This window comes from Bernardetia sp. MNP-M8 (assembly GCF_037126285.1).
Lineage (GTDB): Bacteria > Bacteroidota > Bacteroidia > Cytophagales > Bernardetiaceae > Bernardetia.
Genome location: NZ_CP147012.1, coordinates 1390841 through 1405627, shown reverse-complemented (window position 1 = coordinate 1405627; position 14787 = coordinate 1390841). Strand labels below are relative to the sequence as shown.

Sequence of the window (14787 nt, the reverse complement as noted above, 5' to 3'; positions counted from 1 at the left end):
ATCATCATGCAAATAATATCAGATGTACGAGAACCCTTAGTAACTGGTGGTAAGACCTATCACGACATTACAAAGGATATTGCAGGAAGAGTAGAAGATAGTCCAGCTCCATTGTGGTGGGGTGCTTTTGCTTTTGCTTTATTTCTGCTTGTAGCAGGAGGCTATTTCTTAGGAGATATGCTTTGGAACGGAATTGGTCGTTGGGGTTTGAACAAAACTGTACAATGGGCTTGGGATATTACCAACTTCGTTTGGTGGGTAGGTATTGGTCACGCAGGTACACTTATTTCTGCCGTACTTTTGCTTTTCCGTCAAAAATGGCGTACTGCCATTAACCGTGCAGCAGAAGCAATGACAATTTTTGCCGTTATTTGTGCAGCTATTTGGCCAGTTATTCACATGGGTCGTCCTTGGTTAGGAGCTTATTGGGTATTACCAATTCCGAATACATTTGGATCTCTTTGGGTAAACTTCAACTCTCCACTTCTTTGGGACGTTTTTGCCATCTCAACGTATTTCTCGGTATCATTAGTTTTCTGGTTTATGGGACTTGTGCCTGATTTTGCGACTATTCGTGACCGTGCTGTTACTCGTTTTGGTCGTATTTTTTATGGTGCGCTTAGTCTTGGCTGGGTAGGTGGTGCAAAGGCTTGGGTTCATTATGAAGCTATGTCATTGATTTTGGCTGGTCTTTCTACGCCTTTGGTACTTTCGGTTCATACGATTGTAAGTATGGACTTTGCAACTTCGGTAATTCCGGGGTGGCACACAACAATTTTCCCTCCTTACTTTGTTGCAGGAGCGATTTTCTCAGGTTTTGCGATGGTACTTACTCTTATGATTATTACTCGTAAAGTCTATAAATTAGAACATTATATTACTTTAGAGCATATCGAACTAATGAACATTATCATTATGGTAACAGGTTCAATTGTAGGTATTGCTTATATAACAGAGTTATTTATGGCTTGGTATTCAGGTGTTCCTTATGAGCAATACTGTTTTATCAACCGTTCAACAGGAGATTACTGGTGGGCATATTGGTCAATGATGACATGTAACGTAATTTCTCCTCAAGTATTTTGGTTCAAGAAACTTCGTACAAGTATCGTCTTTACGTTTATTCTTTCTATCATTGTAAATATCGGAATGTGGTTTGAGCGTTTTGTAATTATTGTTACTTCGCTTCACAATGATTACCTTCCTTCTTCTTGGACATATTTTAGTCCGACACTTTGGGATGTAATGTGTTATGTATTTTCATTTGGATTGTTCTTTACTCTCTTTTTCTTATTTGCTAAGTTTTTCCCTGTGATAAACATGGCAGAAGTAAAAGCAGTATTGAAATCATCTAATCACCACGTTTACAAAAACAGAGATACCATTAAAGATCCTTTTGATGTTGTTTAATTTCTTAATCACAATTAATTAAACAAATTAGAGAATCAGATATAAACATTAAAATTATGGCACATATATCAAATACAATGGAAGTAGATAAACACTATATACTAGGCGTATATAGTGATGAAGATGACCTTAAACACGGTGTTGATCATATTCGTGAAAAAGGAATCTCTATCTACGAAGTATTTAACCCTTATCCAGTTCACGGATTGGAGAAAAACTTAGGATATGGACATTCTTGGCTTCCAAAGGCAGCCTTTATGTTTGGAGCATTAGGAACTACTTGTGCAATTACGATGCAAACAGGTATGATGGGCGCACTTTGGCCTATGATTATTGGTGGAAAGCCTTTTATCTCTATTCCTGACTTTGTTCCTGTATCTTTTGAGATGACTGTTCTTTTTTCTGCCTTCGGAATGGTAGGTTCATTCTTGGTTTCACAAGATTTGAAACCTCATAAAGTTCCTCGTATTTTTGACCGTCGTAGTACAGATGATAAACATATTGTAGCTATTGATTTGGCAAAAAACAGTCTTTCAGAAGCAGACATCAAAGCTGTTTTGCAAGAAGCAGGTGCAGAAGAAGTAAATCGTAAAGACTTTACAGAAGAAGAAAATAACCCTTCTTTCTTCAAATACTTGGGTGATTTATTTAAGCATGGGGTGCGTTCTACGAGCCGTCCTAAATAATTTTATTACCTATCTGATTATACAGATTAATTTAGTATAAAAAATAAAAGCAATGAAGCTATTTAATACATTTACATTTTCTACTTTATACGCTGTCTTGGGAGTTGCAATGATGACTCTTTTAGCAAGTTGTGGAGCAGAAGAAAATTATCCAGGAGTTGAATATGCACCTCAAATGTATCATTCTGTTCCTTACGAGCCACTTAGTCAAGTAGTGGAAAACGAAAATCATTGGTACTCTGTATTTGATGATTATTTCAATACTTCTCCAGCATCTATTTATGGATACTATACAAAAGAAGAATTGGCAGAAAATCCTGATTTAAGAAAAAAAGTTACTAACATGCTTATGCCTCCTGTGGGTACAGTAAAACGTCAGAAATACCAAACTGAAGAGTTACAAGGAACGTCTATGTTTTATGAAATGCACAGAGATAGTGTAGAACTTGCTTCTAAAACTTGGACAAGCCCTCTACCAAAAGATGACGAGCAAGTACTAGCAGATGGAAAACATCTTTTCTTGACATATTGTGCAGCCTGTCATGGTGCAGAAGGCAAAGGCGACGGTAAAGTAGGAGCTGTTTATAACGGTGTTCCAAACTATACAGCAGGTCGTTATAAGACTTTGAATGAAGGTTGGATTTTCCATGTAATTACCTATGGAAAGGGTCGTATGTGGCCTGTAAAAGTTCAGCTTAATCCAGAAGAGCGTTGGAAAGTAGTGCGTTATGTACAACAATTACAACAAGGAAAACCGTAGAAACAATTACGAATTACGAATTATCAATTACGAACTGAAAATCTGCGTAGTGTAATTACAAATATAAAGATTAGGAGTTCATTTGATTTTTGTTTTATAAGTAAGGAAATCTACTCAATTAATAGAAAATTACTTAACTGTCTTTAGAAATTATTTCGCAGACTATACATAAACTTTATCAATCGCAATGGCTGCACACAAAGATCATCATTTTGACAGAGAGGCTCTAAACGAACAGTTTGTCTTCTCAGCAAAAGCAAAACGAACTATATTTATCATCATAGGGATAGGCGTACTATTTTCCCTAGTTGGGCTATTTTTTATGGCTACTGATTCTGGGCATCACGAAGAAGCTCATGCTGCCATAGAAATGACTGGAAATGAACTTTCTTCGCTAGAAAATCCTGAAGCTGTTCATGCTGATGGAGAACATGCAGCAGAAGGAGGACATCATGCATATCATTGGACAAAAAGAGTAAAAGTAAATCTTTGGATTAATGTTATCTTCTTTGTAGGTCTTTCTGTAATTGGAGTTTTTTGGGTAGCTATCCAATATATTGCTATGGCAGGATGGTCGGCAGGTTTCAAACGTGTTCCCGAAGCATTTGCTTCTTTCTTACCTGTTGGTCTAATTTTATTCCTTATCGCTTTTGGATGGGGTTACCATGAAATTTTTCACTGGACAGATGGCTCATTGTATGCCCTCAATACACCTGAATATGATTCTATCATTGTAGGAAAACAAGGATTTTTAAATATTCCTTTTTTCATTGGAGGTTCAATTGTAATTATTGGAGGTTGGTATTTATTCCACTTCTTTACTCGTAAGAACTCACTAGCAGAAGATAGAGCAACAAGTCCTACACAAATCAGAAAACATTACCGTAATATGGTGAAATTATCTGCTGCATTTGTAGTATTCTTTGGAGTTACTTCTTCAGTTGCTGCTTGGTGGTGGACACTTTCTATTGATACACACTGGTTTAGTACTATGTTTGGTTGGTATCACTTTGCAAGTTGGTGGGTAGCTGGTATTGCTGCAATTACACTTACTGTCGTGATGCTTAGAGAAGCTGGTTACTTGAAATTTATCAATGAAAACCATTTACACGATTTAGGCAAATTTGTATTTGCATTTAGTATTTTTTGGACATATATCTGGTTTAGTCAGTTTTTGCTTATTTATTATGCAAACATTCCAGAAGAAACTGCTTATTATGTAGAGCGTCTTTCTAGTCCAATTTATAGAAAATATATTCTTGTTATTTTACTTGTAAACTTCATTATTCCATTCTTTGGATTGATGACACGTAATGCAAAACGTAAAATGACTATCTTAAAAGTAATCTGTATTGCTGTAATTATCGGACACTGGTTTGATTTTTACCAAATGATTACTCCAGGAACGCTTCGTGAGCATGGTTCATTTGGTTTCTTAGAAATTGGAATGCCATTTATATTTGTAGGTATATTTGCTTATTTAGTAGGAATGTCTTTAGCTAAAGCTCCTCTAGTTGCAAAAAATCACCCACTCTTGGAAGAGGCTTACAATCACGAGACTTAGGATTTGCTTAGATAGTAAACACAAAATAAGATTCATTATAAATTGTGAATCAAAGTAAGAATTAAACTGAAATAAGGTTTTTAAATTGCTTTAAAAACCTTATTTTTGTATCATATAAAGAGAAAACAGAGTGTTATTATAAAACTTTCAAAAATAATTGAAACTTTTGAAAACCTTTTTCTAATACAAACTGCTTACTTCTCAAAGACTTACATAAATTTATATACATTTAAGTTTGAAAAATGAAGTTGAAATTTATATCCATTACGGTATAATTAATAAAATTTAACAAAACATTTTTTCTAACAGTATATAATTACTATATAGATAAGAATTATAATTTTAATAAAACTTTTAACTGACCTATACAAATGAACGGATTACTTATTGCTGCCGTCGGCGTTCTGTTCCTCGTCTTAATGGCTCTCATCTATCGTGTATTCATGCTGGTGCGTGTAGCGAAGGATGTCAAAGAACCAAATGCTAGAGATAGCAGAGTGGGAATGTCAAATAAAGTAAATGCAATTTTATTTATTGTATTCTTTTTCGTGCTTTTCGCTTCTATTTTCGCTTATGGATTTTCTGAAAAAGTAAAATATATTTTACCTGAATCGTCGTCTATACATGGAATACAAATTGACTTTTTATTTTGGCTAACTACAGCTGTTGTCTTCTTTGTTTTCATAGTAACACATATTTTATTATTCTTTTTCCCTTATGTGTATCGTTATCAAGAACACAAAAGAGCAACATTTATTCCTCACAATAACCAATTAGAGATTGCTTGGACTATTGTTCCTGCTATTGTCTTGACTGCTCTTGTTGTTACAGGTTGGACTGTTTGGTCTGATATTACTGACCCTGCTCCAGAAGATGCTTTAGCTATTGAAGTAATGGGAAAACAGTTTAACTGGCAAGTACGTTATGGAGGAAAAGATGGAAAAATTGGTAAATTCAATTATATGAAGACTGATGGAACAAACTCTATGGGAATGGATTTTGAAGCTGATGAGTCTAACTATGATGATTTTATGTACAACGAATTGCGTCTTCCTAAAAATAGACCTGTTCTTTTGAAAATCCGTTCTCGTGATGTATTGCACAGTGTATTTTTACCTCACTTTAGAGTAAAAATGGATGCAGTACCTGGTATGCCAACACAGTTTTGGTTTACACCAACGAAAACAGCAGAAGATGTAAAAGTAGAATTAAAAGAAAAAGGTGATCCAAACTGGGATGCTTTTGAATATACATTAGCTTGTACTGAAATCTGTGGAGGAAGCCACTTTGCTATGTTTATGAAAGTTTCTGTTTTAGAAGCTGATGAATTCCAAAAATGGTATGATTCTGAAGAAGCTTGGGCTGCTAAAAATGTAGATTATTTAAAAGAACAAGGAATCAAAAATATTCCTTCTAATCTTGCTTCTAAATAATTCTATTAGGACAACAATACTTGAATATAAAAAAACAAATTTTAATACATCTATTTTACAATAAATACCGCAAATAATTATGGCTGATACAACACATCAAGCAAGCGGACAAGATGTTCTACATTACGATGTTGATAATCATGGATTCGTCCATGAGGAACATCATGACGACCATGAGCATCACGGAAATTTTATTACGAACTATATCTTTTCTACTGACCACAAAGTAATTGCAAAACAGTTTTTGTTTACAGCAATATTTTGGGCAATGATAGGAGTAGGTATGTCTGTAATTTTCCGTCTGCAACTCGGTTTTCCTGACGCAGATTTATCTTTCCTAAAACCTATTTTGGGTAAGTGGATAGATGCGAGTGGAAAATTAGATAAAGAATTTTACTTAGCTCTTGTAACCATGCACGGTACGATAATGGTTTTCTTCGTACTTACAGCAGGTCTTAGTGGAACATTTAGTAATTACTTGATTCCTTTACAAATTGGAGCTAGAGATATGGCTTCAGGGTTCATGAACATGCTTTCTTATTGGTTCTTTGCTGCTGCTGGACTAATTATGTTCTACTCTTTATTTATTGAAACAGGTCCTGCATCTGGAGGATGGGTAATTTATCCACCACTTAGTGCATTACCACAGGCTATGCCTGGTTCTGGATTAGGTATGACACTTTGGCTATCTAGTATGGCATTGTTTATCATCTCAACTCTTTTGGGTGGTATCAATTATATTTCTACAGTAATCAATATGCGTACTCGTGGTATGTCATTTAATCGTATGCCTCTTACTATTTGGGCATTCTTTATTACTGCTATTATTGGTCTTTTATCATTTCCTGTTTTGTTCTCAGCAGCATTACTTTTGATTTTTGACCGTAGTTTTGGTACAAGTTTCTTCTTATCTGATATTTATATTGGTGGAGAAGCACTTCCAAATCAAGGTGGTAGCGCAATTTTGTTCCAACACTTATTTTGGTTCTTAGGACACCCAGAAGTATATATTGTACTTTTACCTGCTCTCGGAATTTCATCAGAAGTAATTGCTACAAACTCAAGAAAACCAATCTTTGGTTATCATGCCATGATTTTGTCTATTATTGGTATTGCTGTTCTTTCGTTTATCGTTTGGGCGCACCACATGTTTGTAACAGGTATGGATCCTTTCTTGGGAACTATCTTTATGTTCTTGACACTAATTATTGCAGTTCCTTCGGCTGTAAAAGCGTTTAACTATATCACTACACTTTGGAAAGGTAACTTGGTATTTACTCCAGCTATGCTTTTCTCTATTGGTTTAGTTTCACTCTTTATTGTTGGTGGACTTACAGGTATTCACTTGGCAAGTGCAGCGATTGATATTCAATTACACGATACGTATTTCGTAGTAGCTCACTTTCACCTTGTAATGGGTTCTGCTTCATTCTTTGGTATGCTTGCTGGTATTTATCACTGGTTTCCAAAAATGTTTGGTCGTATGATGGATGCTAAAATGGGTTATTTCCACTTTTGGACAACATTTATTGGAGTATATGCAATATTCTTCCCAATGCACTTTATCGGTGTAGCTGGTTTCCCTCGTCGTTATTATTCTCATACTGCATTTGAGCCTTTTGGTTTGTTTACAGATTTGAATATGTTTATTAGTACGGCAGCTATCTTAACTTTCCTTGCACAGTTTGTATTCGTATTCAACTTCGTTTACTCTATGTTTAAAGGTCGTTTAGCTCCTGCAAATCCTTGGAAATCAAATACATTAGAATGGACAACTCCTCGTTTTCCTGGACACGGTAACTGGGTGGGAGCAATTCCTCAAGTATTCCGTTGGCCTTACGATTACAGTAAACCTGGAGCAAAAGAAGATTTTATTCCTCAGAATATTCCATATTCTGAAACTCCTGAATCTAACTTGCCTTTTGAAGAGAAATTAGCAAGTCTTGAAAAACAACAAAAACAGGAAGGAATTAAAATTCAGAAAACACCTGAAACGACTATTGATTCTAAAACAGATAAAGATACAACAGATTTGGATGAAGATAATGAGAACAAACAACTCTAATTCTCAATCTGATTTTGATCTTTTATAAATAATAAAAAACCTATTCTTTTAAGTAAGAATAGGTTTTTTGCTTTGGGAAGAATTATTAAACTAAATAATGAAAGAAAAAGAAGAAGAGATTAGGATTTTTGCAATCTAAAATCATACCTTTTTTAGTCTAACTTATATTACGTTGCGCTGCAACTAAAAAATATGGCTCTTCCGACTTTTTAGCGAAACATAGTGTGCTCAACTCCCTAGAGTTGAACGAAAGGCTTCCTCAGAAGCGTGATATTGCTTAAATCACGCTTCTGAGGAAGCCTTTCGTTCGTTTTTGAGAACGGTGTAACCCTCAGCGAAGCTAAAACGAACGCACACTATTTTATAATTTCGTTAAATTGTCGGAAGAGCCAAAAATATTTTTAAAAAAAGTAGGGTGCAGTAGGATTTTATTTTACTAGTTGTTAAAACAAAAATGAATATCATTTATGAATTATTTTTTCAATAATGCTTTAGCCTGATTTGAATATTTACTACTAGAATTAGCTATTTTTTGTAAAACAGTTTTTGCTTTCTGTTTTTGATTTACCTTTAAATAAGAATTAGCTAAATACCATTCAGCATCTTGATTATTTTTTTGATAGACAATATCAGATTTTTGCTTTAAGAATTTTTCTAATAAAGGAATGGATTTTTTATAATTATGATTTTCATAATATGACATTCCTCCAAAATATAATGCTTGTGCATTATTTGGATTGGTAACTAAATAAGAATCAAAAAGAAGAATTGCCTCAGTATATTTTTTGTTTTCATAAGATTGCATAGCATCAAACAATATTTCTTTTGGCGATTTCTGACTTCTTCTTAAATTATCTTTTTTATAGGTGTCAGAAAAGAAATTATAGTCATCATCAGCTAATTGATCTGCGTTTGCTGCATTAGAGGAATCATAATTCATTTGTCTATTCGCACTTACAGTAGGAGAAGCAACTATGTTTTTTTCCGAATCAGTTAAATTAATATCGTTATTTTCAGTTTCTACTTTCTCTTTTTTACGAATCCAAACATCAGAAGTAGAAAAATCTTTTTCTTTTGCTACTTTTTCTTCTTTATCCATATTGAGAGCTAAATTGTCTTCAGCTTGTGAGTTACTTTGGTTGGATTTCTTTTTTGTCTTTAACTCTTCTAAGTTCTCATATTTAAGTTTTTCTACAAGGGCATTTTCTTCTTCTTCAGATATTGTCGTTTCTTCATTTAAAGCTAAGTCATTATTTTTAGTATTTGGATTTTCTGATTGCTCTACTTTAGTTTGCATAGCCATATTTTCCGAAGAAACATTAGTATTAACTAACCTAAAAAGTCCAAAAAGAACTACAAAAACTAAAGCTACTGAAGCTGCTGCGTAAAAAACTCTGTAATCTCGTTTATAAAAACCTCTCTCCTTATTATAATTTCTAATTTCTGCATTGAGTTGATTTGTACTGGCAGCAATATTTACTTTAAAATCAGCATTAGAAAAACCTTCTACAGCTTCAGTAGCAAAATCTGAATTAAGAAGTTGTTTTTCTACTTCATGCAATTCTTCTTTATTAAGTTTTTTATCTATATATTTTTGTAAAGTTTGGACATCAATATTTGAAGAGCGTTCTAAAATGCTCCTTATCTTTTTTTCTCTATTAGTATGTGTTTGGCTCATTATTTTATCATTTTAGAAACTTATAAGAACAATTACGAATTACGACCTGCAAAAGCAGCGAAGCTAATTAAAAATTACGACTATAATTTATTGACTTTTAGTTGAGCGAAAATTAAAAATAGTAATTATTTAATTTTCTGTTGCATACTTGTTAAAGTATGTTGTACATTTTTGCGCATCCTAAAGGCTACATTACTTATTACATAAACAGAAGCCAACAAATTAAAGTTAAGATTCCCAACTGTTTTTTAATATTTCGCTTTCCGTTTTGAAGAAAACTTTTTACTTTAGAAAGTGAAAAACCTGTAATCTCTACAATTTCCTGATAACTTTTTTCTTCTAAAAAGAAAAGCTCTACACATTGTTTTTGTTCAGGATTGAGTGTATGTAATGCATCTTCGATGCTAGTGAGTCGTTCTTCTTTCTCGTGTTTTTCGCCTTTATTAGATAGATGCCAATCTGGGTCAGAATCCATACGATTGTCATCTTGATTTGTAAAATAATCTTCACTTCGTTTAAATTCTCTCTGACGTTGACGCAAATACATCAAACAATAATTTTGAGTAAGACGATGCAACCAAGGAGGGAAGTTTTGTATCTCAAAACGTAGAAGGTCGGTCAATAACTTTTCAAAAATAAGCAAAACAGCATCTTTACTGTCTTCTTCATCTTTAAGATACTTTAGACATACACCATATACCAAGTGGGTATAACGCTCAAAAAGTTCTCCCACAAATTTATTATCTCGGGTTTCTTTATAGGCTTCAATAAGTTCTAAATCCGAACGAGGATTTTTTTTAGAAAATAATTTGACAAACATTTTAGCAACAATTACGAATTACGAATTAAAAATTACGAGTATAATCTGAAAAATATTACTGTATTTAATTTTTATTGACCATCTAAACAAAACAGACTTAAAAAGAGTGTTTTGAAAAGTAGTTTAGCCACGCTGATTTTCAGTTCATCTTATGGGTTCTTTATGAACTTAGTGTCTAATAAAAATGTATAGATAATTTTGCTCAAGTACTTACTTATTGTAAAACCACTAAATAGAGTTCGAAAACTCAAAAAGAGTTGCATCTCAAAATTAATCATTACTATCAACTACAAACTAATTACCAATTTATGAAAAATCTAGCAGCATCACTTTATAAACTTTCTACAAAATTACACAATTTATTCTCACCTCGTTTTTATTTTACCTTTCTTATTATTTTAAGTGTGTTTATTTTTTCTTCTAAAGAAACTTTTGCCCAAGTGCAATTTAATCTGAGATTACAAACAGGTTTTCCATTAGAAGAGTTTGCTCAAAATAATGAATCTGTTGCTTTTGGTATTGGTGGAATGCTACTTGTGCCACTTACTGAAGATGAATCTGTTGTTTCATTAGGATTAGATGCAGGTTATATGATTTATGGAATGCAATCAGAAGATTATATAGATAATAATGGATTTGATTATACATTGAATACAAATAATAATATTTTTGAGAGTTTTGCAATGGTACGTTTTAAGCCTCGTTGGGTAGACTCTTTTATTTATCCGTATGCTGATGGACTTTTAGGAGGAAGATATATTTATACAAGAACGACAGAAGAAGAAGATGGAGAAGATATAAATTCATTTATCGAACAAGATGGATTTTCTTTTGCCTATGGAGGTGCTGGAGGAGTGTTAGTATCGCTTTCAGAGGAGATAAAACTAGATATTCGTGCTGTTTATACACAAGGAAGCAAAGCAAAATATTTGACAAAAAATTCTATCTATCCAGACCCATTATTTCCAGACGAATTTATTTATGATGTTAAAAAAACCAGAACTGATATGCTTTCTTTTCAAGTAGGAATTACATTTTTTTTAGATTAATTGTGTAAATAATTTTGATTTGCAAAGTGGAAGTCTTTTCTGATATGAGATAGAAAATTAGTATTATTGTAGTCAAATAATTATAAATGGATTCAAACAAAATTATTTGAATCCATTCTTCTATAAAAAACTCTACTAATGAAAAAAAATATACTTTTATTTCTCTCATTTTTTATTCTATTTTCTGCTGTTTCGTCTTGTGGATCTTTAGAAAATTCAAATGATAATACTCCAATTCTTTCGGATAATTCTAAAGGTGAAACTATCAAGATTCTATCTTGGAATTTATATAATTTTGGAAAGTCAAAGGATAATGAAGAGATTGCATATATCGCCAAAAAGTTAAAAGACTATGATATTGTAGCTATTCAAGAGGTTTCAACTTCATTATATGGAATTCGTGCTGTCGGAAAGTTAGCTGATGAACTAAACAGAACAGGAAGTAAATGGGAGTACAAAATAAGTGAACCTACTTCAGGAGATGGCAAAGAACGGTATGCGTATGTATGGAAAACATCTACCAAAAATGCTAAAATTTCTCTAAAAAAAGACTGGTTAGAAGAAAGCATTGAAGCTAAAGTAGATAGAGAACCTTATATGGCAAGATTTGAAATTGTATCTAAATCCAAAACTACAAATACTGTATTGATAGGTAGTTTTCACGCTGTTCCGACAAGTAAAGACCCTGAAAAAGAGGTAGTTTTCTTAGAAGAAATTCCAAATAGATACAAAACAGATAATATTTTGATTTTGGGAGACTTTAATCTTGATGGAAAGCATGAAGCATTTGATGGACTCAGAAACCGTTCTTTTGTGGCAGCTTTCAAAGGTCAAAAAACAAGTCTTCGAATGAAAGAAAAAGATGGAAATCCATTAAATGAAGAATATGATAATATTTTTGTAGAAACGAGAGCATTTAATATCAAAAAAGCTGAAGTAATTCATTTTTATAAAGATTACAGTAGCCTAAAAGATGCTCGTTATATTTCTGACCATATTCCTATTTGGGTAGAGTTGGGTTTTAAGTGATAATTTTTATTAAAAGAATCTTTTTTCTATTAAAATAAAACTTTCCTGCAAAAAGTGTTTTCATTAAAAGCCAGTAAATTTGTAGCTTACAAACTACACCTATACACAACAATTTTGAAACATAAACTTATTCCTTTTCTATTTTTTGCTTGTCTTTTTGCCTGTTGGATTCCTGTTGTTGATAGTCCTATTGCTCTTGTAGCAGGACTTTTATTTGCCCATTTTCTAAAAAACCCTTTTCCAAATCAAACTGCAAAAGCAACAAAACAGCTTCTAAAAGTTGCTGTTGTGGGTTTGGGATTTGGTCTGAATCTTCAAATGGCAATTTCGGCAAGTCAAAATGGAATTGGTTTGGTTGTCAGTAGTATTTTTCTGACACTTGCAGGAGGGCTTTTTCTAGGAAAAATTTTGAAAGTTGAAAATAAATTAGCTCAACTTATTTCTGTCGGAACGGCTATTTGTGGAGGGAGTGCTATTGCTGCATTTTCGCCTGTAATTGATGCTGATAATTCTGATATTTCGGTGTCTTTGGGTGTCGTTTTTCTTCTGAATTCTGTTGCATTGCTTGTTTTTCCTGTTCTAGGACATTTTTTCAACCTTTCACCTCAAGATTTTGGAATGTGGGTAGCTGTTGCTATTCACGATACTAGTTCGGTTGTAGGTGCAGCAGAGAGCTTTAGTGATGAGTCGTTGAAGATTGCAACGACATTGAAACTTGTTCGTGCACTTTGGATTATTCCTTTGGTTCTGCTTTCTGTGTTGGTTTCTAAATTTTATACAAAAAATAAAGTTGAGGAACATAATTCAGAAAAAGAAAATCTGTCTGAACAGCTAACTAAAAATGATAAATCTAAAAAAATACCTCCAAAAATCACTATTCCTTATTTTATCGGACTTTTTGTAGTAGCTATTTTGATAAATACATATATTCCTTTTGTAACAGAATACTCTCCTTATTTGGTTTGGATTGCCAAAAAACTTCTTGTTACGACACTTTTCTTGATTGGTCTTAGTTTGTCTATCGAAAAAATTAAAAAAGTAGGTTGGCGACCGTTGGCATTAGGTATAATATTGTGGATATTGATTTCTGTGGGTTCTTTGCTTGTGATTTTATAGATGATATTTTAGATTTTTAATACAGTTTTATACTACAAAAAGTAAAAAGCCATTTCTATCAAAAAATGATAAAAATGGCTTTCTAATTTATTATAGAATATCTTTATTATACATCTCCATAAATACTAGATTGTCCACCATCTACAGCAATCACCTGTCCACTCACATAACTACACTCTTCACTCAAAAGGAAACCCACTAAGGTAGCAACATCTTTTGGCTCACCTAGTTTTAAAGTCGGATTTGCTTTTGCATATTCTTTTTTAGCAGATTCTGGATTATCTGGATTAATTTTCTTAAATGCTTCTTCTACCATAGGTGTTACAATTGCACCAGGGGCAATAGCATTTGTCATAATTCCGTCTTGTCCATATTCTAAAGCTGCATTTTTTGTCATACCAGAGACTGCATGCTTACTAGCCACATAAGGTGTTTCATTTTTGACACCACGAATACCAGCTACTGAAGCTACATTTACAATTCTACCATATTTTTGTTTTTGCATAACAGGAATTACATAACGCATTCCATAATAAACACCCATCAAATTAATGTCAATTACTTTTTTGAATGCATCCATGTCGTATTCTGTAAGTAAAGCTGTCTCTCCTTCAATTCCTGCATTATTGTAGAGTCCGTCTATGCGAGAATATTCTTTTATAGTTTTATCTACATAGTTTTTTACTTGATCTTCTTTCGAAACATCAGCCACTACAGTAAGTATTTTCGCATCTGAATATTTCTTTGAAAGTTCCTTTTTAGCTTCTTCTAGTTTTTCTTCGTTGTAATCAACTAGAGTAAGGTATGCGCCTTGCTCTGCAAAAAGTTCGGCAGTAGCATAGCCAAGTCCCATTGCGCCCCCTGTAATGATAATAGATTTTTCTTTTAAGCTAAACATAAGTTTGAAAAATTAAATTAAAAGTTTATAAAAAATAGAATTGGTAATAATATAATTCTAAAAGTATAACAGTATATTTTAAAACAATGTTTTTTGTATAAATTTAATTTTTAATAAAAAAATAGAAGACATCACAAAATGTGATTAATAAATCAAGTAAATCTATTTTCTAAAAATTAACTAAACTTTTAGTTGTTATTTAAGAAAAGAATTTTACCTTTGTAATTATTAATTTTTATATAAGTTTTCAATGGATTAATTTTCTTATTTTTCTTAAAT

At 32.8% G+C, this 14787-nt stretch carries 12 protein-coding genes; 9 read left to right on the top strand and 3 right to left on the bottom strand.

Going from position 1 to position 14787, the window contains the following annotated elements:
- The first annotated feature begins 6 nt into the window (after nucleotides 1-6).
- From nrfD to V9L04_RS05805, 6 genes are all read left to right on the top strand, one after another.
- The gene (gene nrfD / locus V9L04_RS05830) at nucleotides 7-1410 is read left to right on the top strand and encodes an NrfD/PsrC family molybdoenzyme membrane anchor subunit (protein WP_338793148.1); all 1404 of its coding nucleotides are present in this window, start codon (nucleotides 7-9) and stop codon (nucleotides 1408-1410) included.
- Nucleotides 1411-1466: 56 nt separating this feature from the next.
- Nucleotides 1467-2096, top strand: coding sequence for a DUF3341 domain-containing protein (locus V9L04_RS05825; protein WP_338793147.1), 630 nt, complete (start codon nucleotides 1467-1469; stop codon nucleotides 2094-2096).
- Between the two features lie 52 nt (nucleotides 2097-2148).
- Nucleotides 2149-2856, top strand: a complete 708-nt coding sequence (locus V9L04_RS05820) for a cytochrome c (protein WP_338793146.1) — start codon at nucleotides 2149-2151, stop codon at nucleotides 2854-2856.
- Between the two features lie 187 nt (nucleotides 2857-3043).
- Complete coding sequence (locus V9L04_RS05815; RefSeq protein WP_338793145.1) at nucleotides 3044-4420, top strand: quinol:cytochrome C oxidoreductase; 1377 nt, start codon at nucleotides 3044-3046, stop codon at nucleotides 4418-4420.
- Nucleotides 4421-4791: 371 nt separating this feature from the next.
- Nucleotides 4792-5853: a cytochrome c oxidase subunit II gene (locus V9L04_RS05810; RefSeq protein ID WP_338793144.1), complete on the top strand. Its 1062-nt coding sequence runs from the start codon at nucleotides 4792-4794 to the stop codon at nucleotides 5851-5853.
- 79 nt (nucleotides 5854-5932) lie between these two features.
- Entirely contained in the window at nucleotides 5933-7918 is a 1986-nt protein-coding gene (locus V9L04_RS05805) for a cbb3-type cytochrome c oxidase subunit I (RefSeq protein ID WP_338793143.1), read from the top strand.
- Between the two features lie 472 nt (nucleotides 7919-8390).
- On the opposite strand, the gene V9L04_RS05800 is transcribed toward V9L04_RS05805, so the two are convergent.
- Together V9L04_RS05800 and V9L04_RS05795 are read right to left on the bottom strand one after the other, a co-directional pair.
- The gene (locus V9L04_RS05800) at nucleotides 8391-9596 is read right to left on the bottom strand and encodes a tetratricopeptide repeat protein (protein WP_338793142.1); all 1206 of its coding nucleotides are present in this window, start codon (nucleotides 9594-9596) and stop codon (nucleotides 8391-8393) included.
- A gap of 199 nt (nucleotides 9597-9795) precedes the next feature.
- On the bottom strand, nucleotides 9796-10416 hold the full coding sequence (locus V9L04_RS05795) for an RNA polymerase sigma factor (protein ID WP_338793141.1): 621 nt from the start codon (nucleotides 10414-10416) through the stop codon (nucleotides 9796-9798).
- 308 nt (nucleotides 10417-10724) lie between these two features.
- On the opposite strand from V9L04_RS05795, the gene V9L04_RS05790 reads away from it, so the two are divergent.
- The 3 genes from V9L04_RS05790 to V9L04_RS05780 all read left to right on the top strand — a co-directional run bounded on the left by V9L04_RS05790 (nucleotide 10725) and on the right by V9L04_RS05780 (nucleotide 13610).
- On the top strand, nucleotides 10725-11465 hold the full coding sequence (locus V9L04_RS05790; protein ID WP_338793140.1) for a hypothetical protein: 741 nt from the start codon (nucleotides 10725-10727) through the stop codon (nucleotides 11463-11465).
- Between the two features lie 138 nt (nucleotides 11466-11603).
- Nucleotides 11604-12494, top strand: coding sequence for an endonuclease/exonuclease/phosphatase family protein (locus V9L04_RS05785; protein ID WP_338793139.1), 891 nt, complete (start codon nucleotides 11604-11606; stop codon nucleotides 12492-12494).
- A gap of 114 nt (nucleotides 12495-12608) precedes the next feature.
- Nucleotides 12609-13610: a putative sulfate exporter family transporter gene (locus V9L04_RS05780; protein ID WP_338793138.1), complete on the top strand. Its 1002-nt coding sequence runs from the start codon at nucleotides 12609-12611 to the stop codon at nucleotides 13608-13610.
- A 106-nt stretch (nucleotides 13611-13716) separates the two neighbouring features.
- On the opposite strand, the gene V9L04_RS05775 is transcribed toward V9L04_RS05780, so the two are convergent.
- Nucleotides 13717-14508, bottom strand: coding sequence for a glucose 1-dehydrogenase (locus tag V9L04_RS05775; protein WP_338793137.1), 792 nt, complete (start codon nucleotides 14506-14508; stop codon nucleotides 13717-13719).
- Nucleotides 14509-14787: the final 279 nt, after the last annotated feature.